Annotated in this window: 21 protein-coding genes; 11 read left to right on the plus strand and 10 right to left on the minus strand. The window is 73.1% G+C overall.

What is annotated here, in order from left to right:
- Positions 1-52: 52 nt before the first annotated feature.
- Complete coding sequence (locus O7542_RS06835; RefSeq protein ID WP_281605894.1) at positions 53-1711, plus strand: helix-turn-helix domain-containing protein; 1659 nt, start codon at positions 53-55, stop codon at positions 1709-1711.
- Here O7542_RS06835 and O7542_RS06840 read toward each other — a convergent pair.
- Genes O7542_RS06840 through O7542_RS06855 form a run of 4 tightly spaced genes read right to left on the minus strand, consistent with a single transcriptional unit; the run spans position 1679 to position 5308 of the window.
- Positions 1679-2701 (minus strand): zinc-binding dehydrogenase, encoded by a 1023-nt coding sequence (locus tag O7542_RS06840; RefSeq protein ID WP_281605895.1) that lies wholly within the window; start codon positions 2699-2701, stop codon positions 1679-1681. The two genes, O7542_RS06835 and O7542_RS06840, sit on opposite strands and share 33 nt — an antisense overlap.
- Entirely contained in the window at positions 2698-3537 is an 840-nt protein-coding gene (locus O7542_RS06845; protein ID WP_281605896.1) for an arylamine N-acetyltransferase, read from the minus strand. The genes O7542_RS06840 and O7542_RS06845 overlap by 4 nt, the downstream gene beginning before the upstream one ends.
- Positions 3538-3540: 3 nt before the next feature.
- Positions 3541-4350 carry an arylamine N-acetyltransferase gene (locus O7542_RS06850; RefSeq protein WP_051610887.1) on the minus strand — a complete coding sequence of 270 codons (810 nt, stop codon included), beginning with the start codon at positions 4348-4350 and terminating at the stop codon, positions 3541-3543.
- Positions 4351-4354: 4 nt separating this feature from the next.
- A complete protein-coding gene (locus O7542_RS06855; RefSeq protein ID WP_281606452.1) occupies positions 4355-5308 on the minus strand; it encodes an amidohydrolase family protein in 954 nt (317 codons plus the stop codon).
- A gap of 253 nt (positions 5309-5561) precedes the next feature.
- Here O7542_RS06855 and O7542_RS06860 point away from each other — a divergent pair, with 253 nt between their 5' ends.
- The gene (locus tag O7542_RS06860; RefSeq protein ID WP_281605897.1) at positions 5562-6566 is read left to right on the plus strand and encodes a ketoacyl-ACP synthase III; all 1005 of its coding nucleotides are present in this window, start codon (positions 5562-5564) and stop codon (positions 6564-6566) included.
- A 16-nt stretch (positions 6567-6582) separates the two neighbouring features.
- On the opposite strand, the gene O7542_RS06865 is transcribed toward O7542_RS06860, so the two are convergent.
- Both O7542_RS06865 and O7542_RS06870 read right to left on the minus strand, forming a co-directional pair.
- Positions 6583-7677, minus strand: coding sequence for a transposase (locus tag O7542_RS06865; protein ID WP_281605898.1), 1095 nt, complete (start codon positions 7675-7677; stop codon positions 6583-6585).
- A gap of 140 nt (positions 7678-7817) precedes the next feature.
- The gene (locus tag O7542_RS06870; RefSeq protein ID WP_043323041.1) at positions 7818-8513 is read right to left on the minus strand and encodes an NAD(P)H-binding protein; all 696 of its coding nucleotides are present in this window, start codon (positions 8511-8513) and stop codon (positions 7818-7820) included.
- Positions 8514-8641: 128 nt separating this feature from the next.
- On the opposite strand from O7542_RS06870, the gene O7542_RS06875 reads away from it, so the two are divergent.
- Positions 8642-9319 carry a TetR/AcrR family transcriptional regulator gene (locus O7542_RS06875; RefSeq protein WP_064445529.1) on the plus strand — a complete coding sequence of 226 codons (678 nt, stop codon included), beginning with the start codon at positions 8642-8644 and terminating at the stop codon, positions 9317-9319.
- Between the two features lie 51 nt (positions 9320-9370).
- Here O7542_RS06875 and O7542_RS06880 read toward each other — a convergent pair whose 3' ends face one another.
- Entirely contained in the window at positions 9371-10039 is a 669-nt protein-coding gene (locus O7542_RS06880) for an NAD(P)H-dependent oxidoreductase (protein ID WP_073827920.1), read from the minus strand.
- A 190-nt stretch (positions 10040-10229) separates the two neighbouring features.
- Between O7542_RS06880 and O7542_RS06885 the strand changes: the two genes are divergently transcribed.
- Positions 10230-10646 carry a DUF4440 domain-containing protein gene (locus tag O7542_RS06885; protein ID WP_281605899.1) on the plus strand — a complete coding sequence of 139 codons (417 nt, stop codon included), beginning with the start codon at positions 10230-10232 and terminating at the stop codon, positions 10644-10646.
- Positions 10647-10697: 51 nt separating this feature from the next.
- Here the strand turns inward: O7542_RS06885 and O7542_RS06890 are convergent, their stop codons facing one another.
- Positions 10698-11702, minus strand: coding sequence for a nitronate monooxygenase (locus O7542_RS06890; RefSeq protein WP_166456195.1), 1005 nt, complete (start codon positions 11700-11702; stop codon positions 10698-10700).
- 83 nt (positions 11703-11785) lie between these two features.
- On the minus strand, positions 11786-13885 hold the full coding sequence (locus tag O7542_RS06895) for an MMPL family transporter (protein ID WP_197494845.1): 2100 nt from the start codon (positions 13883-13885) through the stop codon (positions 11786-11788).
- 700 nt (positions 13886-14585) lie between these two features.
- On the opposite strand from O7542_RS06895, the gene O7542_RS06900 reads away from it, so the two are divergent.
- Entirely contained in the window at positions 14586-16580 is a 1995-nt protein-coding gene (locus O7542_RS06900) for a LuxR C-terminal-related transcriptional regulator (RefSeq protein ID WP_281605900.1), read from the plus strand.
- 54 nt (positions 16581-16634) lie between these two features.
- Here O7542_RS06900 and O7542_RS06905 read toward each other — a convergent pair whose 3' ends face one another.
- Positions 16635-19304, minus strand: a complete 2670-nt coding sequence (locus O7542_RS06905) for an AAA family ATPase (RefSeq protein ID WP_281605901.1) — start codon at positions 19302-19304, stop codon at positions 16635-16637.
- A 420-nt stretch (positions 19305-19724) separates the two neighbouring features.
- Here O7542_RS06905 and O7542_RS06910 point away from each other — a divergent pair, with 420 nt between their 5' ends.
- From O7542_RS06910 to O7542_RS06935, 6 genes are read left to right on the plus strand one after another with little or no spacing between them, the layout of a single operon-like run.
- Positions 19725-20813 (plus strand): polyprenyl synthetase family protein, encoded by a 1089-nt coding sequence (locus tag O7542_RS06910; protein WP_064445534.1) that lies wholly within the window; start codon positions 19725-19727, stop codon positions 20811-20813.
- Entirely contained in the window at positions 20813-21868 is a 1056-nt protein-coding gene (mvk, locus tag O7542_RS06915; RefSeq protein ID WP_281605902.1) for a mevalonate kinase, read from the plus strand. Before O7542_RS06910 ends, mvk begins: the two co-directional genes overlap by 1 nt.
- On the plus strand, positions 21858-22898 hold the full coding sequence (mvaD, locus tag O7542_RS06920; protein WP_262419168.1) for a diphosphomevalonate decarboxylase: 1041 nt from the start codon (positions 21858-21860) through the stop codon (positions 22896-22898). The genes mvk and mvaD overlap by 11 nt, the downstream gene beginning before the upstream one ends.
- Positions 22895-24004, plus strand: coding sequence for a phosphomevalonate kinase (locus tag O7542_RS06925; protein ID WP_281605903.1), 1110 nt, complete (start codon positions 22895-22897; stop codon positions 24002-24004). The genes mvaD and O7542_RS06925 overlap by 4 nt, the downstream gene beginning before the upstream one ends.
- Positions 24001-25083 carry a type 2 isopentenyl-diphosphate Delta-isomerase gene (gene fni / locus O7542_RS06930; RefSeq protein ID WP_281605904.1) on the plus strand — a complete coding sequence of 361 codons (1083 nt, stop codon included), beginning with the start codon at positions 24001-24003 and terminating at the stop codon, positions 25081-25083. Before O7542_RS06925 ends, fni begins: the two co-directional genes overlap by 4 nt.
- Positions 25080-26135, plus strand: a complete 1056-nt coding sequence (locus O7542_RS06935) for a hydroxymethylglutaryl-CoA reductase (RefSeq protein ID WP_124778902.1) — start codon at positions 25080-25082, stop codon at positions 26133-26135. The genes fni and O7542_RS06935 overlap by 4 nt, the downstream gene beginning before the upstream one ends.
- Position 26136: the final 1 nt, after the last annotated feature.

The following is a 26136-nucleotide window of genomic DNA, read 5'->3' on the forward strand; positions in this document are numbered from 1 at the left end:
CGCCTATAATCCGGCGCAGATCCGCGACGCGACTAAGGACACGGGAAGAGTCATGGGGGGGAGCACGGAACAAGGCACCGCCGTGCCCGGCTCCGCCGACGACGCCGGGGTGCCGCACGACGAAGGCGGTCTGCTGCGGGACATCGCCCGGCAGGGCCGGCGGCTGCTCGACGCGCCGGCCGCCTTCGTCGCCGTCGTGTCCGAGGACGGACCGACGATCACGGTACGGGCGGCGGACGGCCCCCACGAGGACGGCCGGCTGGACCTGCCCGGTCACCATCCCTCCGGCGCGGCGCTGCTGGACGGATCGCCGCTGTGGTGCGGTGACGCGGAATCCGCCCCGGCCGCCGCGCCGGTGTCCGGATCGGACGACGACGGCGCACTGCACGCGGTGGTCGCGGTACGTCTGGGCCACCTGCGCGGATACGCCCCCCGCCGGTCCGTCGCCGCGCTGTACCTCGCCGACCGGCGCCCCCGGACGGTCACCGAGGGGGAGCGCGTCCAGTTGACCTCGTTCGCCCGGCTCGCCGGCGCGGCGATGGAGAAGACGCAACTGCTGGACGTCGCGATCGCCCGGCTCTACGGGCTGGAGCAGCAGTCCGCCCGTACCGCCGCCGACCTGGACCGGATGCGGGCGCTGCGCTCCGCGCACTACGGCTTCATCGACCTGGCCGTGGCCCGCGGCGACGCGCGCGCCTTCGTGGTGGAGGCCGACCGGCGTCTCGGCGCGTCGGTGCGGCTGTGCACCGACGACGGTCTGGTGGTCGCCGCGAGCCGGTCCGCCGCCGCCGGACCGGAGCCGGGCGTGCCGGACGGCCGCCGCATGGTCGTCCCGGTGCTGGCCGGCGACCGGCGGATGGGAGACCTGCTGCTGGAGATGGACAGCCCGCTCGCCGACCCGGACGGGCAGCTCCTGCTCCTGATCGCCCAGGCGGCGGCGGTGATCCTGCGCCAGCTCGACGACAGCCGGGAGAGCCAGGCCCGCCGTGCCCTGCTCAACGAGCTGATCACCACGCCGCAGCCCACCGGCACGCTTGTCGAACGGGCCCGGCGGCTGGGCGTGCGGCTGGACCGGCCGTACGTCGTGGTGGTGTTGCGCCCGGACGGCGTCAGCCCGCACTGGGCGTCGATGTGGAGCGCGGCGTTCGCCGCCCGGGGTGACGGTCTGTCCGCGCTGCACGACGACGACATCGTGCTGCTGCTGCCGGGGGAGGCCGACCCGGCCGAGATCGCCCGGACGGCGGCGGAGGAGTCGGGCGCGCTCTTCGGCCGCCCGGTGACGGCCGCGGCGTCCGACAGCGGTTCCGGGCCGGAGCGGGTGGCGGTGCGCTACCGGCAGGCGCTGCGCTGCCTCGACGTCATGATCTCAATGGAGCTGGCCGGTCGCGGCGTGTCGGTACGGGAGCTGGGTTTCCTGCCGATGCTGCTGGCCGGCCGGGAGGGCATCGACCAGTTCATCGACGCCACCCTCCAGCCGGTGCTCGACTACGACCGGCACCGCGACGGCGACCTCGCCCGCACGCTCGACGCGTACTTCGAGGCCGGCCGCAGCCCGACCAACGCGGCGGAACTGCTGCACATGCACCCGAACACGGTCACCCGGCGGCTGGACCGGGTGAAGCGCCTGCTCGGCCCGACCTGGCAACTCCCGGCACGGGCGCTGGAGATCCAGCTCGCGCTACGCCTGCACCGCCTGCTCACCGAGCTGTGACGCCGCGCCGTCCGGGACGACCAGGGCCCGCCGCCCGCGCATCTCGCCGTCCTCCACCATCCGGTGCGCCTCCCGCATCGCGGACAGCGGAAGGCGCACCACCTCGCGCGGTCGCAGCCGGCCGGCCGCGAGCAGCCGGTTGATGAAACCGGCCGCCTCCGCCAGTTCCGCGGTCGTGGCGAGCGAGATGACGAAACCGACTATCGACCTGTCGTTCGTGTACAGCTCACCGGCGGGCAGCGCGGGACGGGTCCGCGCGCCCGCGAGCAGCACGATCCGCCCCCGTACGGCGAGTTGCCCGACCGCCAGGTCCAGGTCGTTGGTGCCGGAGGTGTCCAGGTAGACGTGGACGCCCTCCGGGCAGGACGCGGCGAGCCGGTCACCGAGATCCGGTGCGGCGTAGTCGACCACCTCGACGGCGCCGGCGGCCCGGCAGAACGCCTCGTCCCGGGGCGCCGCGGTGGCGACCACGCGCGCGCCCAGCGCCGTCGCCGTCGTGATCAGGGCGGCGCCGACGTTGCCGCCGCCACCGCCCACCACCACCGTCTCGCCGGAGCGCAGGCGGCCGTGCACCGCCAGCGCCAGGTAGGCGGTGGCGGCCGGGTGCAGCACGGTGACCGCCTCCACCGAGGCCGCCGCCGGTAGCGGGTACAGCCGGTCCGCGGGCACCACCACCTGCTCGGCGGCCGCGCCCTGACGCCCGCCGTGGCCCAGACTGTTGCACCAGACCCGGTCGCCGGGGCGGAAGCCGGCCACGCCGTCACCGGCGTGCGCGACCACGCCCACCACGTCCCGGCCCACCACGAACGGCAGTGGGACCGGCGTACGGTACGTGCCGGCCCGCACGAACGTGTCGACGTGGTTGACGGTGGTGGCGAGCGTGTCGACCAGCACGTCGGTGGGGCCCGGCCGGGGCGCGGGCAACTCGCCGTACCGGATCTCGGTGGCCGGGCCCAGCCGGTCGACGTAGGCGGCCCGCACTGTCGTCATCGGCGGGCCGGCCCGCCGTCGTCGTTCTGGAAGAACGCCATGCGCGACGACTGGTCCGCGTACGGGCTCGGCGTCGGCGGCTTGTCCAGGACGATCCCGAACCACCGCCGGTACGCCTCCAGCAGCGCGTCGTCGTCGGTGAGCGTCTCGACGCTCCGGCGGTCGCCGGCGATGACCGTCAGCACGTCGCCCTGGAGCGTGACCCGGCCGTCGGCGGTGGGCAGCGTGCAGAACATGTTCCGCAGGAACGGCGAGTCCGGGCAGGTGCGGTACCACCACAGGTTCTGCCGGAAGTCGGCCAGGTCGGCCGGCTCGTCGTAGAACCGGTACTGCAGCGCGTCGTTGCGGTACACGTCGACGACCCCCGGCTCGACCCGCCGGGTGGCGAACCGGCCGTGCGGGTCCACGTACGGCTCGGCCGCGTCGAGCCGGAACGGGAACCGGCTGTTCTTGCCGAAGCCGACGTCGACCAGCCAGCGGGAGCCGGTCTCGGGCAGGTCCACGGTCAGCATCAGATGATTGTGCGGGCCGTTGAACCGCCCGGAGAGCCAAACCCGCCCCTGATGCAGCGTCACCGCGAAACCCAGCGCCCGCAACAGGAAGAACAGCGAGGTGTTGATCTCGAAGCAGCCGCCGCCGCGGCGCTGGCGGATCACCTTGTCCAGCACCCGCTCGTCCATGTAGATCTCGTGGCCCAGGTGGTAGTCCAGGTTCTCGAACGGCACCGTGAACGTGTGGCGCTCCTGCAGGTCGCGCAGCGCCGCGAGGTCCGGCCGCTCGGGGCGGGCGGCGCCGATCCGGTCCAGGTAGCCCCGCACCTGCTCGTCGGTCAGCACGGCTCAGTCCCGCTCGTACGACATGCGCATCGACTTCTTGACGTGCGGACTCGGCTTCGGCGGCGCGTCCAGCTTGATGCCGAAGTACTTGTCGTACGCCGCCAGCAGGTCGTCGTCGTTGGTGATCCGTTCGATGCGCCGCTCGTCGCCGTCGATCACGACGAGCTTGTTCTCCCGCAGGATGATGCGCCCGTTCTCGGTCGGCAGCGTGCAGGACAGGTTCTGCAGGAAAGGCGAGTCCGGTGAGGTGCGGTACCACCACAGCACCTGCATGCCGTCGGCCGCCACGACCGGCTCGTCGTAGAAGCGGTACTGCAGCGCGTCGGCCCGGAAGACGTCGGTGGCGTTGTCGGCGACCCGCTTGGTGGAGAAGGTGCCGTGCGGGTCCTCCTGCGGCTGCGGCGACTCCAGCAGCAGCGGGTAGCGGCTGCTGCGACCCAGGCCGACGTCGCTCAGCCACCGCTGCTCGCCGATGCGCACCGTGGTCACCGAGTGGTTGTACGGCGGAGTGAACTCGTGCCCGAGCCAGACCCGGCCCTGGTGCAGCGTGACGTCGAAGCCCAGCGCCTCCAGCAGGTAGTGGAACGCGTTGTTGATCTCGCCGCAGCCGCCGCCGCGGTTCTGGTACACGATCTTCTCGACCACCCGCTCGTCGATGAAGATCTCCTTGCCGAGGTGGTAGTCGATGGTCTCGAACGGCACCGTCAGCTCGTGCTGCGCATGCAGCAGCCGCAGCGCCTCGGCGTCGAGCCGCTCCGGCCGGGCCACACCGATGCGGTTCAGGTACGCGTCGACAAGCGTGTCGTCGAGCATGTGGTCACTCTCCTGTCGAGGGGAAACGGGCGAACAGCTTCGCCGCGTTGGACCGGTTGACCGCGGCCCACCACCCCGGATCGAGGTCCGCGTGGCGCGCCACTCCCGCACCGATCGAGGCGCCGAAGGACTCCGGCATGAACGGGTAGTCGGAGCCGACCAGGACCCGTTCCGGATCGGCGAACAGCCGCAGCGAGGCGAGCGCGTGCCGGCCGCACATCGCCACGTCGAAGTAGAGGCGGCGGAGCACGGCGAGGGGATCGTCCGGCAGGCGGTCGGCGAGATCGCGGTTGATGACCGGGCCGTAGGTGAGCCGGTCGGCGTAGTAGGTGACCCCGCCGCCGCCGTGCGGCAGGATGATCCGCAGCTCGGGGAACCGCTCCAGCGTGCCGTTGTAGAGCAGCTGCGCCACCAGCCGCACCGTCTCGAACGGGAACTCGTACAGCGACAGCGGCAGCCCGAAGGCGGGCTGGCCGGTGGCCGGCGGCACCGCCGGGTGCACGAAGATCGGCGTACGCCGCCGCTCGGCCTCGGCCAGCAGCGGATCGAGCCGGCGGTCGCCGACGTAGAGCCCGTCGTAGTTGGTGAGCAGCCCGAGCCCGTCCAGGCCGAGCACGTCGACCGCGTGGACGAACTCCGCCACGCAGTCGTCGAGGTGGGGGAAGGGCAGCACCGCGAACGCGCCGAAGCGGCAGTCGCCGGCCGCCACGAACTCGGCCAGGTACTCGTTCAGCCGCCGCGCGAGAGCGCGGCTGCGGGCGCGGTCCAGCGGGGGTACGCCCGGCCACAGGCTGACGATCGCGGCGCGTATTCCCTGCCGGTCCATCATGGCGAGGCTGCCCGCCCGGCTCCACGTGGGGCGGTCGACTCCGGAAAGAACAGTGGAACCGCCCAATTCGCGAAGCTCGGCCGCATAGAAATCGGGAACTATGTGATGGTGCACGTCGATGGCGTCCATCCACGGTGACCCGGCCGGACCGTTTACGGGGTTGGCGTCCACATCCGCATAGTGGTGACCGGAGCGCGCCCGGCCAAGGCGGTGCGGGTGAATATGTCACGTCGGTTCCGGCGGTTGCCCTGCCCGTTGCGGGTGCCATACATTGACCGCAGGTCTGGTCTGGAGGACCGTCGACACTATTCGCCGCGAAGTCGGTGCCCGTCCTTATCGCAATTTTCGCGATCGACGGCTGGTGAAGAAATGGACCTGGCGCATGCTCACATATTCGCGTGGCGACCGGCCGATCGGTGTGCTCGGCACCGGCTCCTACCTGCCCGGCCGGGTGGTGACTAACGACGAGGCGGCCGAGCACGCCGGCGTGACCGGCGACTGGGTGTTCGAGAAGACGGCCATCCGGCAGCGACGGTGGGCCAAGCCGGACGAGGCGACCTCCGACCTGGCGATCGGCGCGGCGCGCATCGCGCTCGCGGACGCCGGCGTCGACGCGGCCGACCTGGCGCTCGTCGTGGTGGCCACGTCGACGCCGGATTCGCCGCAACCACCCACGGCCAGCGTCGTCGCCCACGAGATCGGCGCCGGACGGGGTACCGCCGCGTTCGACGTCAACGCGGTGTGCAGCGGCTTCAGCTACGGGCTCGCGGTCGCCGAGCGGCTGGTGACCGCAGCGGGGGACCGGCCGGCGCTGGTGATCGGCGCGGACGTCTACTCGCGCATCCTGTCGCCGCAGGACCGCCGCACAGTGGTGCTGTTCGGCGACGGCGCGGGCGCCGCGGTGATCGGGGTCGGTGGCGCGCACCGGGTCGTGGCCACCCGGCTGCTCAGCTTCGCCGAGGCGCGCGGGCTGATCGGCGTGGCGGCCGGTGGCAGCCGCCTGCCGGCCTCGGAGCAGACGCTCCGCGACGGCTCGCACCACTTCCGGATGGACGGCCGGGGAGTACGCGAGTTCATCGACACGTACGTGGTCGCCGGCATCGCGGAGTTCCTGGCCGAGCACGGTGTGCCGCCGCACCGGCTCGGGCATCTGGTGCCGCACCAGGCCAACGGCCGGATCCTCGCCTCGATGGCGGAGCGGCTCGGGCTGCCCTTCGACCGCGTCGCCAGCACGTACACCGCCTACGGCAACACCGGCGCCGCCGCGGTGCCCATCACCTACGACCAGCTGTGCCGCTCCGGCCGGGTCCGCGCAGGTGACCTCGTGCTGCTCACCGCATTCGGCGGCGGGATGTCCATGGGGATGACCCTGCTCCAGGCCGGCTGAGCCCGCCCGTCGCGCGTCAGGAGGTGCGCCGCAGGGCCGGCTCCGGCCGGCCGTGCGTCGCGAGCACCGTGTGCGCCGCCGACGCCAGCGTCACGTGGCGGTGCCAGCCCCGGTACGAGCGGCCGGTGAAGTCGCGCAGTCCCACCTGGTCGCCGGTGGACTCCAGGTCGTCGGTGACCCGCCGGACCAGCGCCGCCCGGTGGACCAGGTCGGCGAGGCCGATGTCGCCGCGACTGGTCAGCCACAGCTGGCCGGGCTCACCGCGCCCCGGCGCGCTCAGCTCCACCAGAAGCAGGGGATCGTAGCTGCGGGTGCTGGGCAGCCGAACCGCGACGGTGCCGGCCAGCACCGGCGGGCGCGCCGTGAGCCCGAAGACCGGCCGGCGCTGGTGCCGTACGGTCGCCGCCAGGTCGCCGGCCGGCTCGGCGGTGGCGCCGGCGGCCGGGACCAGCCGCAGGCCGGCGGGCACCCGGACCAGCACCGGCGCTCCGGCGGCCCGTAACCGGCGGACCACCGCCTCGACGTCCATCTCCCGCGCGTCCACCACGACCAGCTCGCCGGCCGGCGCCCCCAGTTCCAGGTACGCCTCGACGGTGCAGGCGCCCAGCGACTGGGCGACCAGGTCGTCCGGGATGGCCGCGCGCCGGCGGCGCTTCTCGTCGGACAACCAGTCCTCGTTGAGGTGCAGCCGCCAGTTGACCGGCGTGACGACGCTCGTCGAGGCCGCCCAGAGACCCACCGCGTGCTGCGCGTTGAGGGACTGCCCCAGGCCCGGCGAGTACCGGCGGCCGACGCCCACCGAGTGCGTCCCGGCCTTGCGGATCAGGGTCGGGTGCAGCACCCAGGTCCGGGCCCCGCAGAGGCGCGTGACGTGCCGGGCGAGCGCCCGCCGGACCGGCATCCAGTCCCAGGTGGAGTCGCTGACGAAATGGTGCAGCGCCTGCTCCGCGGCGGGTTCCGTGGAGATCGCGGCGATGTTGCGGATCGACTTGCGTCCCCGGGCCAGCAGCAGCCCGCGTACGTACTCCCGGCCGCGCCGTCGCTGATCGCTGCGCGGCAGCCCGGCCAGGATGTCGTCACACAGATCCGTCAGGTCCTCGTCCAGCAGCATCCTGCCTCCTCGCGGCGCGGCGGCGAATGCACACGAGCTTGGAACCCGCGGCGAGGATGGTCGAGGTGCTGGCGGCACCGCCCTCGGGGCCACAGTGGTTGGCCGAGGCGCAGGTCGCCGGGAGGCCCGCGGGGCGGGCGTCACTTGCCGATGTGCAGCGCCTCCCGGATGAACATCTGCGCGAAGGTCGGCGCGCCGGTGGTGGTGACCACGTCGATGAACTGGCCGACGTGGAGGTCCTCGGTCGCCTCCCGGACGAGCAGGTCGGCCAGGTCGGTGCGGGAGGTGAACCGGCCGGGGAGCCGGCGCGGCTCGGCCCGGTAGTCGGTGACGCCGTCACCGTCGAAGAGGCCGGCCGGACGAATGACCGTCCAGTCCAGACCGCTTTCCGACACCACCTTCTCCATCCGCGCCATGTCCTCGTAGACGGTGCGTCCCATCCGCAGCAGGATCGGCGCGATGATCTTCTTGAACGTGAACGTCTCGCCCTCGGCGTGCTCGCCGCTGGTGCCGGTCGACGTCACGCAGACCAGCCGGCGCAGGCCGTGGGCCCGCATCGCGGCGATCATGTTGGCGGCGCCCTCGGAGTAGGTTCGCACCGTCTCCTTCGTGTACGGCACACCCAGCGTCGAGATCACCGCCTGCTGGCCGGCGACGGCGGCGTCGACAGCCGCGGCGTCCAGCACGTCGGCGCCCACCACCCGCAGGTTCTCGCCCCGCACCGGGAAGGACTCCGGACGCCGGGTCACTGCTGTGACGACGTGGCCCCGGGCCATCGCCAGCTCGGTGGCCAGCCGGCCGGTGGGCCCGTTCGCGCCGAACACCACGAGTCTCATCTGGCCCCACCTCTTCGTCGGCGCGAGGGTCGAACGACGGTCCAGCAGTCGAACAACGTTCCGGTGCCCGACCAATGTACTACGCTCACGGGCGGAACAGGCAGATTTCGGGCGAGGCGGGTGACGGGATGGCGGAGCGGAGCCGGAGCCTGTGGCTGCGGACGACGTCGGCCGGGCGGCCCGACCCGCCACTGACCGTCGAGCGCATCACCGCCGCCGCGGTCGAGCTGCTGGACGAGGACGACGTCGGGCAGCTCACCATGCGCCGCCTCGCCGACCGCCTCGGCGTCGGCACCACCACGCTCTACTGGCACGTGGACACCAAGGAGGACGTGATCGACCTCGCGGTCGACGCGGTGTTCGCCGCCACGCCGCCACCGCCACCCGGCGACGACTGGCGGGCGGACGTCACGACGCTGCTGACCGAGCGCCGTGCCGCGCTGCTGCGGCACCCCTGGTCGGCGGTGATGCGACGACGCCCCGCGGTCGGCCCCGGCTTCCTGTCCTGGATGGAGTTCCTCCAGGCCACCCTGACCCGCGCCGGGTTCACCTCCCGGGACGTCACCGCGGCGAGCTGGGTGCTCTACAGCCACGTCCAGGGCTCCGCGGCCAGCCAGGCCACGCTGCGGTGGTCGGCGGCCGAACGCCGGGAGGGCCAGCTGATGCTGGAGCGGCACAGCGCCAGCTATCCCACACTGGCCGCGCAGCGGCACCTGCTCGACGACGACTGGGACACGAACTTCGCGCTCGGGCTGGCGTACGTGCTCGACGGTCTGACCGCCCGCGCCGCAGCCGGCGCCACCTGAGGCCGGACACGCCGAACCGGCCCGCGCCGGGCGGGCCGGTTCACGTCGGAGTCAGAGGCCGAACTTCTCCGCCAGCAGCCGGCGGTCCACGTACTTGATCGCCGACGTGGTCTGCTCGCGGCCGATCTTGTACGCGGTGGCCACCTCGACCAGCCGCAGCGCCTGGTACTCGAGGGCGGCGAGGTTGTCCTCGTGGACGTTGTTCGCCTCGTGCCGGGAGACGCTGCACGTGCCGTACGGCGCGCCGTTGTTCGGCAGGCCGAGCACCTCGACGCTGGAGCCGTTCGGGACGATCAGCGAACCCCAGTGGCAGATGCAGTTGTGCAGCGCCAGGATGGCCGCCTGCTGCCCGGCGTGCGGCATCGAGCCGGACGCGAACACGGACACCACCTTGTTCGCCAGGTCACCCGGAATGGCGACCGGTCCGGAGTGGTCGATGAAGTCGAGGATCTGCGGAGCCGGCAGCCCGTAGTGCACCGGCGTGCCGATCATGATGGCGTCCGCCGCGACCAGGTCCGCGAGCGTGGCCACCGGGACGTCCGCGGTCTCGGCGTTGAGCTCGGCGTACGCCTTGTGGTCGAGCACCATCGGGCTGGGCAGGTCGGGCACCTTGTAGAGCTGCGCCTCCGCGCCCGCCTTCACCGCCGCAGCCGCCGCTGCCACGGCCATCTGGTAGGTATTCCCGCTGCGGGAGTGGAAGATGATTGCCACCTTGATCACAGGAACGCTCCTCACGAGTCGATGCGCCTGGGCATCGCATGGACCATCTACGGGCATCCTGTCGGCCGCGCCCCGCCCGGCAAACGGCGCGGATCTTAGTTAGTCACCTCGATGTCCGCCGGGGCCGCGACCTGACAGAACCGGCCCGTCGTCGTTGACCGGTCCGTCCCGGTCCGGGTGTGCTGCGCCCATGTCGAACGCTTCCGCGGAACCGCCCGCCGCACCCACCGACCCCGCCGCGCTCGTGCCCCTGTTCGAGCGCGCGTTCAACAACCGTGATCTCGACCAGCTGGAGCGGCTCTACGAGCCGGACGCCCTGCTGATCCTCGCCCCCGGCACGGTTCTGACCGGCGACCAGAGGCGCGCGCGCAGCCGGGAGGAGCAGCACTTCCTGCCGATCAAGGTGGCCGTCCGCCACCAGTACGTCACCGGCGACATCGCCCTGGTGATCAACGACTACGTCCACGAGGGAACCGGACCCGACGGCACCCCGATCCGGATCGAGGGCACCGCCGTCGACGTGCTCCGGCGCGGCGCGGACGGCGCCTGGCGCTGCGTCATCAGCAACCCCGCCGGCCTGGGCGCCGCCGGTCCCACCGCACCCTGACCACTGTCGACACCGGGCCGCAGCGGCGCCGGTGACCGGCCGGCCGGACGGTCAGCCCGTCAATCGGGCGACGATGTCGGCGGCCGGGCCCGGCACGGCGGACGCGAAACCGGTCCCGGCCCACAGGTTCAGCGCCTCGGCGTCACCGAGACGTGCCGCCGCGGCCCGGATCGGCGCGGTCAGGTGGTGCACCGCCGGATAGGCGACCGGCGCCGCCGCGGAGTAGGCGTCGGTGAAGCGGTTGGCCAGGGCCCGCGCCGGATGACCGGTGAACGCCCGGGTGACAACGGTCCGGCGGAAGTCGCCGGAGAGCATCGCGGCGCGCTGTGCCGGCCGGGTGCCGGCCTCGTCGGCGAGCAGGAACGCGGTGCCGCTCTGCACCGCCGCCGCGCCGGCCGCGCGCAGCCGCGCGACATCCTCGGCGGACGAGGTTCCGCCGGCCACGACGACCGGCAGGTCCGTGACCGACCGTACGGCGGCGAGCAGGTCCCGCGCCTCGCCGCGCGGCCGGTAGCCGGACGGATCGGTGGTCGAGGCGTGCCCGCCCGCCGTGCCCGCCTGCGCGACGAGCGCGTCCGGTCCGGCGGCGACCGCCCGGCGGGTCTCGTCGGCCGAGGTGACGGTGATCAGCACGTGGCATCCGGCGTCGCGCAGCGCCCGCACCACGCCCGCCGGCGGTACGCCGAACGCGAAGCTCACGAGCGGGACCGCGTACGCCACCGCCAGGTCCACCTTCGCGGCGAAGTGGTCGTCGTCGTGCCCGCGCGGCGTCGGCAGGTCCACCCCGTACCGCTGCGCCTCCGGCAGCAACAACCGGCGGTACGCCTCCACCCGCGCCGGGTCCGGCTCGGCGGGGGTCGGCACGAAGATGTTGAGCCCGTACGGCACGCCGGCCGCGCGCGTCGCGCGTACCTGGTCCTCGACGGCCTCGGGGGTCTGGTAGCCGGCGGCGAGGAAGCCGACCGAGCCGGCCCGGGCGGCGGCGGTGACCAGCGCCGGGTTCGACGGACCTCCGGCCATCGGGGCGACCACCAGGGGAGGGAGCAGCTCGGTCATGGCGTGACCCTACGTCGGTTCCGGACGACAGCGAGTGCGGGGAACCCCGTCCAGGGGTTCCCCGCACCCTGTGGGGGAAGGGCTCAGATCCGGGCCGCTTCCTCGACCCCGGCCGGGGGAACCGGGGCCGTCTTCGCCCGCCGTCCGGGCATCCACCAGTTGGCCTTGCCGCACAGCTCCATCACGGCCGGGACGAGGATCATCCGGACGATGGTGGCGTCGACGAACACCGCCACCGCCATGCCCAGGCCGACCTGCTTGACCGAGACGTCGGGGCCGAGCATGCCGGTGGTGAACACGGCGATCATGATGGCGGCTGCCGCCGTGATCACCTTGGCGGTACGGGCCAGACCGCGGGTCACGGCACGGCGGGTGTCGCCGGTGCGCTCGTACTCCTCACGGATCCGCGAGATCAGGAAGACCTCGTAGTCCATGGAGAGGCCGAACAGCAGCGGGAACATCATCATCGGCACCCATGTCGTGATCGGCATGGAGGTGGGGAAGCCGAGGGCGGACCCGAGCCATCCCCACTGCACGATCGCCACCAGCACACCGAACGAGGCGCCGATGGACAGCAGGTTCATCACCGCCGCCTGCAGCGCGATCGTGACCGACCGCACCAGCACGACGAGCAGCAGCAGGGACAGCAGGATGACCACGGTGATCATCACGGGCAGCCGGGAGCTGGTCTCCTCGGCGAGGTCGATCGCGCCGGCGTTCGGGCCGCCGAGATAGACCTCGCGGCCGCCGGACGCCGCGGGGAGCACGTCGTCGCGCAGCTTGTGCACCAGGTCCGCGGTGGCCTCGTCCTGGGCGCCGGTGCGGGGGAAGGCCATGAAGACGGCGGCCTGCCCGTCCTGGCTGATCCGGGGCGGCGTCGCGTACGCCACGCCCTCGGTGCCGCTCACCGCGGCGACGACCGGACCGAGGTCGCTGTTTCCGTCGCCGACCTCGGCGGCGAAGATCAGGGGAGCGCCGTAGCCGGGGCCGAAGCCCTCGGACAGGATCTCGTACGAGGTGTAGCTGCTGCGGTCGCGGGGCTGGACGCTGGCGTCGGGCAGGCTCAGCCGCATCGACAGCAGCGGCGCGGTCAGCACCAGCAGGATGGCGGTTGCCCCGAGCGCGGCGATGACCGGGCGGCGCTGCACCACGCCGGCCCAGCGTTCCGCGAGCGTGCGGCGCTCCTGCTTCGGCGCGTCGGAGCCGGCCTGCCGAAGGGGGCCCCGGCGCGGTACGCGCAGACCCTGGATCTTGTAGCCGGCGAAGCCCAGGAAGGCCGGCATCAGCGTGACCGCGGCGATCATCGTCACCAGCACCGTCGCCGAGGCCCCGAGCGCGACGCCGTTCATCATCTTCTGGCCCATGGCGATCAGGCCCAGCAGCGCGATCATCACGGTGGTGCCCGCGAAGAGGACCGCGTGACCGGCGGTGGTGATGGCCTTGACCGTGGCGCTCTCGGGATCGTCCCCCTCCACCAGGCTGTCCTTGAAGCGGGTGAGGATGAACAACGCGTAGTCGATGCCGACGCCGAGGCCGATCAGCACGGCGATGAGCACCGTGAAGTCCGGTGAGGGGACGAGGTGTCCGACGAGCTTCATCAGCGCGACGCCGCCGAGCACCGCCAGCAGCGCGGTGACGATCGGCAGGCCCATCGCCACCAGCGAGCCGAACGCGAGGAACAGGATCACCGCGGCGGTCACCACGCCGACCGCCTCGGCCGGACCCTGCGGGGGCGTCTCCGCCTTCTCCGCCCGCTCGCCGCCCAGCCCCAGCGTCACGCCGTCGCCGGAGGCGTCCTTGACCGTGTCGACGAGTGGCTTGGCCTCGGCCTTCTCCACGTCCATCGAGGTCAGCGGGATCGTCGTCCGGGCGATGCGGCGGTCGGCGGTGACCAGGTTGCGGTCGTCGTAGGGCGAGACGATCGGCCCGGTCACCGGTGAGGCGTCCAGGTCGGAGATGACCTTCTCGATCTTCTGCCGCGCCGCCGGGTCGTCGATGCCCCGCTCGGCCTTGATGGCCAGGGTGAGCGTGTCGCCCCGCTGCTCGGGGAAGTGCTTCTCGATCAGGGCCTGCGCCCGTGCGGAATGGGAGTCCCCGCCGGAGTAGACGTTGTCCGGGGCGGCGCCGTAGCGGAAGCCCAGGAACGCCAGGGCGATGACGCCGACGATCCAGGTCAGGAGCACCAGTCGACGACGCCGGTAACAGAACCGCGCCAATCCCGCCAGAGCTCCGTCTGTGCGGGGAGTCTCGGTAGGCATCATCTTCTCCTCAAGTCAATAAGCGCTCTACCTAATGGTCGTGAACAGGCACTTCTGTGTCGCCGTACGGATGCAGGCACTTCCTGGACGTCGCTACCACGGTTGCGGTACTCCATTTGCAGTACACCTGTCGGTATCCGGTCAGCGCCGTATCCTGCGCTTTCTCTGTCGGCAGAGCGGTGCGGTGACCAGCCGCCGTCGACCGCCCGCGGGAGCGGTCGCGTCCGGACCGGGCAGGAGTGACGCCGTGTTCCGGTCGGAGCTTGTTTCACCTGGTCACGATGGTGCTGGACGTTCGGCCGGCCGGTCCGGGACGGTCCGCGGCGAGGGCTGTTTCGGTCATGCGTGCGAGTTCTGCCAATCGTGGCATTGTTTAGGTAAGTCCGATATCAGCGGGATGCTGCCTGATATATGACGGCTGCGCCGGGGCCTGCCGGATAGTTATGATGAGCGACGACGGTGATCGATGGCAAATGTGGTTGCTGTGGGGTAGCGTCATCGACCGAGTCCAGGCTTTTCTTGAGCTGTGTGCGCATATTCCGGGGGGATTATGACAACGGGACGGCCGCGGGAGAACGAGGCGACAGCCGCAGCACGAAATCCGGTGTGCGCCGCCGGGGGGCCGGTGTCCCAGCCGGGGGGCGGAGGGAGCGACGAGCAGGTCCTGCGCGAGATCCTCGGGGTCGACGTGCACCGCGAGCTGATTGACTTCGCGGGCGGTGCCGGCGGAAATCCGCACCTGGTCGCCGAACTGGCGCGCGGGCTCGCCGAAGAGGGATTGATCCGGGAGAGAAATGGTCGGGCGGAATTGGTTTCCCGTCGAATTCCCCGGCGTGTGCTGAGTTTTGTCATGCGGCGATTGAATGACGTGAGCGCCGGCTGCCAGCAGTTTCTGAAGGTTGCCGCCGCATTGGGCAGATCCTTCATGCTGGAGGACGTCTCGAGAATGCTGGGCAGATCGTCGGCGGCCCTGCTCCCGCCGGTGGACGAGGCGATCGCCTCGGGCTTCGTCGTGGCCGCCGAGCATCAGCTCGCCTTTCAGAGCGATTTCCTGCTGCGCGGCATCATCGAGGCCATTCCCGGGCCCGCCCGCGACGCCTTACGACGTGAGGCGATGAGCCTTTCCGGGCGACGCAGCCCGGTGGCCGACCGGAATCGCCGGATGGACGCCGCGACTGCCGCGCCGGTGAGCGCGACCGGAGAGGACGCCACCGGATCCTGTTCCCGCGCGCACCGCCTGATCATGAGCGGGAACGCCGAGGCCGGCGTCCGTGTCGCCGAGGCGGTTCTCGCCGGCCCGGCCGCGTCGCCCGCCGCCCGGCGTGACGCGCAGGCGTGTCTGGTGCTGGCCGATCTCCTGCTCGGCGGCGAGGGCACCGATCCGCTGACCGAGGCGATCCTGCGGGAACGCGACGCCGAGTCCGGTGACGCCGCGCTGGCGATGGCGCTGACCGCCCGGTCCACCGGGCTGTGGTCGGCGGGAAAGCTGGCCGACGGCCTGGAGCTGGGACGGGCGGCGGTGCGGGCCGGCGCGGAGGCCGAACCGGTGTGGCGTCTGCACGCCCAGCTCGCGCTCGCCGGCAAACTCGCGAACCTGCGTGAGTTCGACGAGGCCGAGGCGCTGATCAACGAGGCGGAGGCCGGCCTGCGCGGACTGCCCGCGCCGATCTGGACGGCCGCGCCGGCGGTGATGCGGTCCCGGCTGCTGCTGCAGGCCGGGCGGATCGGGGACGCGCGCCGGGAGGCGGCGCTGGCCACCGCCGCCGTGGCCGGGGACGCGGTGCCCATGCTGCGGCCCCTCGCCTACGCGGTGCTCAGCACCGCCTCCTTCTACATGGGCGACGTGCCCGCCGCGATCGAGTACCTCAGGCGGGGGCAGGAGGACGCGGACCGCCACGTGGTCCTCGACTCGGTGCAGTACTCGTGGGCGGAAGTGCTGATCACGGTCAAGCAGGAGGGCCCGCGGGCCGCCGCCCGGCTGCTGGCGGGCAAACACCGCCGCCTGCCGACGCGACGCCGCCTGTACGTCGAGGTGCCGAGCGCCGCCGCCTTCCTGGTCCTGCTCGCCCGCGACGTGGACGACCGTGACCTCGAACGCCGCGTCCTCGCCACGGTGGACGGGCTGGCCGCCGACAATCCCGGGATCCAGGTCGTCAGCCTCACCGCCATGCACGCCCACGCGCTGGCGAACAGCGCCCCGGCGGCTCTGGCGCTCATCATCGTGCAGTCACGGGACCCGATCTCGGTGGCGCTGGCCACCGAGGAGCTCGCCAAGCTCTACGCCGCGCAGGCCCAGGCGGGGGGACGGCCGGTGACGCCGGCCCGCGCCGAGGAAACCGGCGTCCCACCGGCGAGCTGCTGGTCGACCCTGTCCGACATGGAGCAGCGGATCGCCTACCTGGTAAGCGTGGGCCTGACGAACCGGCAGATCGCCAAGCAGGTCCACCTGTCCGCGCACACCGTCAACTACCACCTGCGGAAGGTCTACCGGAAGCTGGGCTTCAACACCCGGGCCGAGCTGGCGCACGCCGCGGCCACCTACTCCAGCCGTGCGGCGATCTATTCGATGACCGGCGAGCCGGACTGGGACACGGGCTCCGTGACCGGCAAGGCCAGCTGAACCGCGTCTCCGGCGTCCGCCGGCTGAACCGCGCCCGTCCGCCGGACGGCCCGCTCAGCCGGCGGACGCCGGCTGGCGTGGGGTGGCCAGCGCCGGCCGGACCGCCTCGTGCGCGATGAAGCAGCGGGTCAGTTCGACCCGGCTGTTGATGTCGAGCTTGGAGAAGACGCGCCGCAGGTGGCTGTCGACGGTGTGCGGGGACAGGAACAGCGAGCTCGCCGCCTCACGGTTGGTCATCCCGTCCACGATGGCCCGCACGACCCGCAGCTCCGCGCTGGTCAGGCTCTCCCACCCGGACCGGGGCCGGTCCGGGACCAGCGGGCGGACGTTGTGCGCGGGCACACCACGCAGCTCGGCCTCCACGCGGTCCAGGTCGCGTCGCGCGCCGCACTCGCGGTAGGCGTCCGCCGCGGCTTCGAGGAGCCGGGTGGCCTCGGCCCGGTCCCGGGTGCCGCGGGCCGCGTCCTCCACCGCGCCGGCCGCGGCCAGCGTACGGCCGGCGAGCCGGTGCAGATCCGCGGCCCGCAGCAGTGCCGCCGGATCGTCGCGCAGCAGACCCGCGGCGTGCTCGGCCGCCGCCGCCAGCGACTGGACGAACGGATTGCCGCGGGCGACGCGCCGGGCGACCTCCACGGCCCGCTCGGCCTCCGCGTCGAGCCCGGCCCGGCGGGCGTGGCGGACGAGCGCCGCCGCCGCGGCCGGCGCCTCGGTGAACAGCAGCGGATCGGGTACGACCTGCCCGGCGACGTCGATCAACGTCTGCACCATCATCGCCGGACGGCCGCTGGCCGCGTGGAACCGGGCCAGCGCCCAGTCCATCCGCGCCGTGTCGTCGGCGCCGGCCAGCCGCTCGGCCGCCCGTAACTGGTCGCTGGCCGTGGCGAGGTCACCGCGGTGCACGCTCAGGTGGGCCAGGACCAGGCGCGCCGGTACGCAGTCGGCCGGCCGGGCGCGATCGGCGGCTCGCAGCGCCGCCTCCGCCTCGGCGCGCGCCTCCTCCAGCCGTCCCGCCGCCGCCAGCAGCTCGGCCCGGTGGCCGCGCCGGAGCGTCTCCGAACCGGTGTGGCAGGACTCCCGCGTCGTCGGCCGTACGGTGTCCAGCACCGCCTGCGCCTCGTCGCGCTGATCGGCCGCGGCCAGTGCCCGGACCAGCCAGGTCCACAGCGGCCGCCCGCCGGGCGCGCAGCCCGGCGACGGGGTTCCGGGCTCCGGCCCGGCGGGCGACGCACCGCCCAGGCGCTTCGTGACGTCCGCGAGCGCCCGGTCCAGCTTGGCCCGGTCCAGCTCGCACACGTCGCGGCGGGCGCGCGTGCGCCGCAGGAAGCCGGCCGCCAGGCGGTGGCTGCCGGCGGCCCGCATGCCGTGGCCCAGTTCGAGCACGAGTTGCGTCTCGACGTCCGCCGGGAGGTCGCGGCGCAGGATCACCTCCGCGAGGCGGCCGGCCTCGGTGGGCCGTCCCGCCCCGGCCAGCAGGCGCAGCGCACGGGCCAGCGCCCGCGGCGCCTCGGCGGACCTGTTCTCCAGGTGGGACACGGCCTCCGCCACCACCTCGTCGCACCCGCACCGGCCGGAGCGCGGCGCCGGCCCGGCCGCCGCGACGGGCACTGCCGCCTCCGGCGCGGAGCGGGCGACACGTACGCCGGCGGGGGAGCGGGGCGGACCGAGCCGCCCGCGCGGGGCCGGGCCGTCCGCCACGTCGCCCGCCGCCGGCGCGGTGGCGGGCTCGGCGCGCTCCGGTCGCGGGTACGCGGCGTGCCGAAGCGCCTCGCCGACGACCTGGTGGGCGAAGGTCAGCTCCGCGCCGTCGCGCCGCAGCAGCCCGACCCGTACCGCCTCGTCGATCGCGGCGGACACGTCGGCGGCCGGCCCGTCGAGCAGGCCCGTCACCCGGTCGGCGGGGAACGTGTGGCCGAGCCGGCCGGCGGCCGCGAGCAGGCGCCGCAGCGGGGGCGGCATCTCCTCCAGCAGCCCGTGGACGGCGGTGAGGACACCGTCGGGCAGCCCGTCGGACACCACCGACGCGGCGCCGTCCACGATGATCATCTGGCCGGCCTTGATGAACGCGCTGAACACGTTCTCCATCACCTTCGGGTTGCCGCCGCAGCGGGCCGCCCAGCGCAGGACGGAGGCGTCCGGCCGGGCGCCGAGGAGGCCGGCGCACAGGTCGGCCACCGCCTCCTCGCCCGGCTCGCGCAGCCGTACCCGTACCGCGACGTGCTCGGCCAGCCAGTCGACGGCGTGCTGGGCGATCGACCCGGCGGCGACCGGCCGTCGGGCCAGCAGCCAGAGCACCGGCGAGGACGCCAGCCGCGGCACGAGTCCGCGCAGGGCGAGGGCGCTGACGTCGTCGATGCGCTGGGCGTCGTCCAGGGCGACCACGAGCGGACGCCGGCGCGCCGCGACCTCGACCAGATCGCCGACCCGGTCGATCAGCCAGAACGGGTTGGCGCCCGGGACGGCGAGCTGCTCGACCGCCGCTTCGCCGGGCATCGCGTGGCGCAGGAAATTGACCAGCAGGTGAACGGGCACCGGCTGGTCCGTGACGCTTGCCCGCCCGGCCACCACTGTCAGCCCGCGGGCTGCCGCCTCCAGGCCGGTGACCTTCAGCAGGTGGGTCTTGCCGATGCCGAACGGCCCGTCGACCACGACGCAGCCGCCGGAACCTCGCACGGTGGCGTCGAGCAGTTCCCCCAATGAGGACAATTCCCGCTCGCGCCCCGCCATGCGATTCATGATGACCATCCCGTTTTTCCTCTGCTGAATCGTCCGACGCGCGCCGCGAGTCGAGGTCCTCGGGCGTTCGACCGTCCGTTCTGGACAGTTGAACGCCGGATCGGTGCGGGCTACTCAGTTATACGGGATCTGCGGCCGTTCGTCGGCGACGTCGCTGGCAGCGCCCACTACTCGCGTGAGTAGTGGGCACGGTGACGGAGTGCGATTACTGTCAGGCCATGCCGGAATCGGCATGCCGGCGCGGACGAAATGGCGGCGCCGATGGGGAGATCGGCGTCGTTTCCGCGCCGGCGGGACCGTCCGGAACGGAATCGACTGATCGCGGCTCGACGTGACTGGTCCAGCGAATCCAGGGGAGTCCGAGATGCGTGAGTGTAATGGTGAATGCCGCCTCGATCGGGAGACCCGGGCATGACCGTCGGACATCTCGGGACGGTCACCGACTCGGCGCCCGTCGACGCCGCGCTGCGGGACTTCTTCGCCGAGCGGCGCGCCGAGGCCCGCGAGCTGGGCGACGACTTCGCGGCCCTGGTCGCCGAACTGGAGAGCTACGTGCTGCGGGGCGGCAAGCGCATCCGGCCCGCCTTCGCCTGGCTGGGCTGGATCGGCGCCGGCGGCGACCCGGAGGACCCGGTGGCCGGCGCGGTGCTGAACGCCTGCGCCGGGTTCGAGCTGCTGCACGCGTCCGGCCTGATCCACGACGACATCATCGACGCGTCCCAGACCCGCCGCGGCCATCCCGCCGCGCATGTCGCGTACGCCGAACGGCACCGGGCGCGGCGCTTCTCCGGTGACCCGGGCACGTTCGGCACCGGCACCGCCATCCTGATCGGCGACCTGGTCCTGATCTGGGCCGACGTCCTGGTCCGCGCCTCCGGCCTGCCGGCCGACGCGCACGTGCGGGTCTCGCCGGTGTGGTCGGCGGTGCGCTCCGAGGTCATGTACGGCCAGCTGCTCGACCTGATCAGCCAGGTCAGCCGGAGCGAGGACGTCGACGCGGCGCTGCGCATCAACCAGTACAAGACCGCCTCGTACACGGTGGAGCGCCCACTGCAGTTCGGCGCGGCGATCGCCGGCGCGGACGACGACCTCTTCGCCGCCTACCGCGCCTTCGGCGCCGACATCGGCATCGCGTTCCAGCTCCGCGACGACCTGCTCGGCGTGTTCGGCGACCCGGTGGTGACGGGCAAGCCGTCCGGCGACGACCTGCGGGAGGGCAAGCGGACGGTCCTGCTCGCCACGGCGCTCAAGCGCGCCGACGAACGGGACCCGGACGCGGCGGCCTACCTGCGGGCCAAGGTCGGCACCGACCTCGCCGACGAGGAGATCGCCCGCATCCGTGGCATCTTCCGCGACGTCGGCGCGGTCGAGGAGATCGAGCGGCAGATCTCGCTGCGCACCGACCGCGCGCTGGCCGCGCTGGAGGCCAGCAGCGCCACCGCCCCCGCGAAACATCAGCTCGCCGACATGGCGATCAAGGCCACCCAGCGGGCCCAGTGATGTCCACGGAACCGGTGACCGTCGTCGCCCGCCGCGTCCTCGACGACAGGGGTGACGGAGCGGTCCGCCTCGGCGCCGGCCGCGCCCACGGCAAGGCCATCCTGCTGGGCGAGCACGCCGTCGTGTACGGCGCGCCGGCGCTCGCCGTCCCGGTGCCGCAACTGACCGCCGTGGCGAAGGCGCGCCGGGTCGGCGGCGACGGCCCGGACGAGATCTCGTTCGCCATCGCCGGGCTGGAGAGCCCGGAGGTGACGTCGCTGCCGACCGACGGTCTGCAGCACCTGGTGACGGAGTTCCGGCAGCGGGCCGCCGTCACCGAGCCGATGCGCGTCGACGTGCTCGTGGACTGCGCGATCCCGCAGGGCCGGGGGCTCGGGTCGAGCGCCGCCTGCGCCCGCGCCGCGGTGCTGGCCCTCGCGGACGCGTTCGACCGCCGTCTCGACGCCGGCACGGTGTTCGATCTGGTGCAGACCTCGGAGAACGTGGCGCACGGCCGGGCCAGCGGCATCGACGCGCTGGCCACCGGCGCGACCGCGCCGCTGATCTTCCGCAACGGCGTCGGCCGGGAACTGCCGGTCGCCATGGCGGGCTCCGCGCGGCTGTCCGACCCGGCCGGGTTCGACGCGGTGCTCGTCATCGCGGACAGCGGCGTCAGCGGCAGCACCAGGGACGCGGTGGAGTTGCTGCGTGGGGCCTTCGAACGCTCCCCGCGCACGCGCGACGAGTTCGTCAGCCGGGTCACCAGACTGACCGAGGCGGCGGCGCACGACCTGCTCCAGGGCCGGGTCGCCGACTTCGGCGCGCGGCTGACCGAGAACCACCGGCTGTTGCGTGACGTGGGGGTCAGCACCGACCGGATCGACCGGATGGTCGACGCCGCGGTCGCCGCGGGCAGCCCGGGCGCCAAGATCAGCGGCGGCGGGCTGGGCGGCTGCATGATCGCGCTGGCCGGGGACCGCCGGGAGTCCGCGGCGGTGGTGCGCGGCGTCCGGCAGGCGGGCGCCGTCCGCACCTGGGTCGTCCCGATGGGGAGGTTCGCCGGCCATGACGACTGACCACCGGACGCAGCAGTCCACGCCGGCGCTGGACCGGCGGGCGACCGCGGTGGCCCATCCGAACATCGCACTGATCAAGTACTGGGGCAAGCGCGACGAGCAGCTCATGATCCCGTACGCCGACAGCCTGTCGATGACGCTCGACATCTTCCCGACCACCACCACCGTCCGGATCGACAGCGGCGCGTCGGCCGACGAGGTGGTCCTCGACGGCTCACCCGCCGGCGGCGAGCGGCGACAGCGCGTCGTCGCCTTCCTGGACCTGTTACGGCAGATGGGCGGGCGCACGGAACGGGCCCACGTCGACACCCGCAACTCCGTACCGACCGGCGCCGGCCTGGCGTCCTCGGCGAGCGGATTCGCCGCCCTCGCGCTCGCCGGCGCCGCCGCGTACGGCCTCGACCTGGACGCCACCGCGCTGTCCCGGCTGGCCCGGCGGGGGTCCGTGTCGGCCTCCCGGTCGGTCTTCGGCGGCTTCGCGATCTGCCACGCGGGCCCCGGCGCCGGGGCCGCCGCTGACCTCGGCTCCTACGCCGAGCCGGTGCCGGTCGCGCCGTTCGACGTCGTGCTGGTGGTCGCCATCGTCGACGCCGGGCCGAAGGCGGTGTCGAGCCGTGAGGGGATGCGGCGGACCGTCCGGACCTCGCCGCTCTATCCGTCGTGGGTGGCCTCCGGCCGGGCCGACCTGGCCGAGATGCGGACCGCGCTGCTGCGGGGCGACCTGGACGCCGTCGGCGAGATCGCCGAACGCAACGCCCTCGGCATGCACGCCACCATGCTGGCGGCCCGGCCGGCGGTGCGCTACCTGGCGCCGGTCACGGTGGCCGTGCTCGACAGCGTGCTGCGCCTGCGCGCCGACGGCGTCGGCGCCTACGCCACCATGGACGCGGGACCGAACGTCAAGGTGCTCTGCCGCCGTGCCGACGCCGACCGGGTGGCCGACACCCTGCGCGACGTCGCGCCGGGCTGCGCCGTGGTCGTCGCCGGACCGGGCCCGGCGGCCGCGCCGAACCCGGGCAGCCGGCCGTGACCGGGCCGGGCGCCGTGCGCCGCCACGCGCCGGGCAAGCTGTTCATCGCCGGTGAGTACGCGGTGCTGGAGCCGGGTCACCCGGCGCTGCTGGTGGCTGTCGACAGGGGAGTGGACGTCACCGTCTCCGGCGCCGACGCCCACCTCGTGGTCGACTCCGACCTCCGCCCGGACCGGGCGCGCCTGCGGTGGCAGGACGGCCGGCTCGTCGCCGCGGACGACGGGCAGCCGGCGCCCGCCGACCTCGGCGCCGTGACCTCCGCGATCGAGGTGGTCGGCGAACTCCTGGCCGGGCGCGGACTGCGCCCGCTGCCGATGCGGGTGGCGATCACCAGCCGGCTGCACCGGGCCGGGACGAAGTTCGGGCTCGGGTCGAGCGGGGCGGTGAGCGTCGCCACGGTGACCGCCGTGGCCGCGTACCACGGGGTGGAGCTGTCGCTCGAATCGCGGTTCCGGCTGGCGATGCTGGCGACGGTGCGCGACGGCGCCGACGCCTCCGGCGGTGACCTGGCCGCGAGCGTCTGGGGCGGCTGGATCGCCTACCAGGCGCCCGACCGCGCCGCCGTACGCGACATGGCGCGGCGGCGCGGCGTGGAGGAGACGATGCGCGCGCCCTGGCCGGGCCTGCGGGTCCGGCGGCTGCCACCACCGCGTGGCCTCGCGCTGGAGGTGGGCTGGACCGGTGAGCCGGCCAGCAGCAGCGCGCTGACCGGGCGGCTGGCCGCCTCCCGGTGGCGGGGCAGCGCCGCGCGGTGGAGCTTCACCAGCCGCAGCCAGGAGTGCGTACGCACCGCGATCGACGCGCTGGAGCGGGGCGACGACCAGGAACTGCTGCACCAGGTCCGGCGGGCCCGGCACGTGCTCGCCGAGCTGGACGACGAGGTCCGGCTCGGCATCTTCACCCCCCGCCTGACGGCGCTGTGCGACGCCGCCGAGACCGTCGGCGGTGCGGCCAAACCGTCCGGCGCCGGCGGCGGCGACTGCGGCATCGCGTTGCTGGACGCCGCTGCCGCGACGCAGACCGCGCGGCTGCGCGAGCAGTGGGCCGCCGCCGGGGTGCTCCCCATGCCGATCCAGGTCCACCAGACGAACGGGAACGCGCGATGATCGCCAACCGCAAGGACGACCACGTCCGGCTCGCCGCCGAGCAGCAGGACCGGCTCGGCGGTCACCACGAGTTCGACGACGTGTCGTTCGTGCACCACGCACTGGCCGGCATCGACCGGTCCGACGTCTCGCTGGCCACCTCGTTCGGCGGCATCGACTGGCCGGTGCCACTGTGCATCAACGCGATGACCGGCGGCAGCACCAAGACCGGCCTGATCAACCGGGACCTGGCGATCGCGGCCCGGGAGACCGGCGTACCCGTCGCGACCGGGTCGATGAGCGCCTACTTCGCCGACGAGTCGGTGGCCGAGACGTTCAGCGTGATGCGCCGGGAGAACCCGGACGGGTTCATCATGGCCAACGTCAACGCCACCGCCACGGTCGAGCGGGCCCGGCGGGCCGTCGACCTGATGCGGGCCGACGCGCTGCAGATCCACCTGAACACCATCCAGGAGACGGTGATGCCGGAGGGGGACCGGTCGTTCGCCGCGTGGGGACCGCGGATCGAACAGATCGTCGCCGGCGTCGGTGTCCCGGTGATCGTCAAGGAGGTCGGCTTCGGGCTCAGCCGCGAGACGCTGCTGCGGCTGCGGGACATGGGTGTCCGGGTGGCCGACGTCGCCGGCCGGGGCGGCACGAACTTCGCCCGGATCGAGAACGACCGGCGCGACGCCGCCGACTACTCCTTCCTCGACGGGTGGGGGCAGTCGACACCCGCCTGCCTGCTCGACGCCCAGGGCGTCGACCTGCCCGTGCTGGCCTCCGGCGGGGTCCGTCACCCGCTCGACGTGGTCCGTGGGCTGGCGCTCGGCGCCGGCGCCGCCGGGGTGTCCGGGCTGTTCCTGCGGACGCTCCTGGACGGCGGCGTGCCGGCGCTGCTGTCGCTGATCTCCACCTGGCTCGACCAGATCGAAGCCCTGATGACCGCCCTGGGCGCGCGCACACCGGCCGACCTGATCCGGTGCGACCTGCTGATCCACGGACGGCTGAGCGCGTTCTGCGCGGCCCGGGGCATCGACACCCACCGCCTCGCCACCCGCTCCGGCGCCACCCACGAGATGATCGGAGGCATTCGATGAACGACGCCATCGCCGGTGTGCCCATGAAATGGGTGGGTCCCGTGCGGATCTCGGGCAACGTGGCACAGGTCGAGACGGAGGTCCCGCTCGCCACGTACGAGTCGCCGCTGTGGCCGTCCGTGGGCCGGGGCGCGAAGATCTCCCGGCTGGTCGAGGCGGGCATCGTCGCCACGCTCGTCGACGAGCGCATGACCCGCTCGGTGTTCGTGCGCGCCAGGGACGCGCAGACCGCCTACCTGGCCTCGCTGGAGGTCGACGCGCGGTTCGACGAGCTGCGCGACATCGTGCGCACCTGCGGCAGGTTCGTCGAGCTGATCGGGTTCCACCACGAGATCACCGCGAATCTGCTGTTCCTGCGGTTCAGTTTCACCACCGGTGACGCGTCCGGGCACAACATGGCGACGCTGGCCGCCGACGCGTTGCTGAAGCACATCCTGGACACCATTCCGGGAATCTCGTACGGCTCGATCTCGGGCAACTACTGCACCGACAAGAAGGCCACCGCGATAAACGGCATTCTCGGCCGGGGCAAGAACGTGGTCACCGAACTGGTGGTGCCACGGGAGATCGTCCACGACAGACTGCACACGACGGCGGCCGCGATCGCCCAGTTGAACGTGCACAAGAACATGATCGGCACATTGCTCGCCGGCGGTGTCCGCTCGGCCAACGCGCACTACGCGAACATGCTGCTCGGGTTCTACCTGGCGACCGGGCAGGACGCCGCGAACATCGTCGAGGGCTCCCAGGGCGTGACGGTCGCCGAGGACCGCGACGGCGACCTCTACTTCTCCTGCACGCTGCCCAACCTGATCGTGGGCACCGTCGGCAACGGCAAGGGTCTCGGCTTCGTGGCGGAGAACCTGGAACGGCTCGGCTGCCGCGCCGCCCGTGATCCGGGCGAGAACGCCCGGCGGCTCGCGGTCATCGCGGCCGCGACGGTGCTCTGCGGCGAACTGTCCCTGCTCGCCGCGCAGACCAACCCGGGCGAGCTGATGCGGGCGCACGTCCGGCTCGAACGCCCGACCGAGACCACGAAGATCGGAGCCTGAC

The organism is Micromonospora sp. WMMC264, from assembly GCF_027497275.1.
Classification (GTDB): Bacteria; Actinomycetota; Actinomycetes; order Mycobacteriales; family Micromonosporaceae; genus Micromonospora; species Micromonospora chalcea.

Bases quoted from the DNA above. Each gene is read 5' to 3' on its own strand.
- mvk (WP_281605902.1), top strand. From the start codon at position 20,813: ATGTCCACGGAACCGGTGACCGTCGTCGCCCGCCGCGTCCTCGACGAC.
- O7542_RS06875 (WP_064445529.1), top strand. From the start codon at position 8,642: ATGGCGGAGCGGAGCCGGAGCCTGTGGCTGCGGACGACGTCGGCCGGG.
- mvaD (WP_262419168.1), top strand. From the start codon at position 21,858: ATGACGACTGACCACCGGACGCAGCAGTCCACGCCGGCGCTGGACCGG.
- fni (WP_281605904.1), top strand. From the start codon at position 24,001: ATGATCGCCAACCGCAAGGACGACCACGTCCGGCTCGCCGCCGAGCAG.
- O7542_RS06885 (WP_281605899.1), top strand. From the start codon at position 10,230: ATGTCGAACGCTTCCGCGGAACCGCCCGCCGCACCCACCGACCCCGCC.
- O7542_RS06935 (WP_124778902.1), top strand. From the start codon at position 25,080: ATGAACGACGCCATCGCCGGTGTGCCCATGAAATGGGTGGGTCCCGTG.
- O7542_RS06910 (WP_064445534.1), top strand. From the start codon at position 19,725: ATGACCGTCGGACATCTCGGGACGGTCACCGACTCGGCGCCCGTCGAC.
- O7542_RS06840 (WP_281605895.1), bottom strand. From the start codon at position 2,701: ATGACGACAGTGCGGGCCGCCTACGTCGACCGGCTGGGCCCGGCCACC.
- O7542_RS06890 (WP_166456195.1), bottom strand. From the start codon at position 11,702: ATGACCGAGCTGCTCCCTCCCCTGGTGGTCGCCCCGATGGCCGGAGGT.
- O7542_RS06835 (WP_281605894.1), top strand. From the start codon at position 53: ATGGGGGGGAGCACGGAACAAGGCACCGCCGTGCCCGGCTCCGCCGAC.
- O7542_RS06865 (WP_281605898.1), bottom strand. From the start codon at position 7,677: ATGCTGCTGGACGAGGACCTGACGGATCTGTGTGACGACATCCTGGCC.
- O7542_RS06855 (WP_281606452.1), bottom strand. From the start codon at position 5,308: ATGGACGCCATCGACGTGCACCATCACATAGTTCCCGATTTCTATGCG.
- O7542_RS06850 (WP_051610887.1), bottom strand. From the start codon at position 4,350: ATGCTCGACGACACGCTTGTCGACGCGTACCTGAACCGCATCGGTGTG.
- O7542_RS06905 (WP_281605901.1), bottom strand. From the start codon at position 19,304: ATGGCGGGGCGCGAGCGGGAATTGTCCTCATTGGGGGAACTGCTCGAC.
- O7542_RS06870 (WP_043323041.1), bottom strand. From the start codon at position 8,513: ATGAGACTCGTGGTGTTCGGCGCGAACGGGCCCACCGGCCGGCTGGCC.
- O7542_RS06860 (WP_281605897.1), top strand. From the start codon at position 5,562: ATGCTCACATATTCGCGTGGCGACCGGCCGATCGGTGTGCTCGGCACC.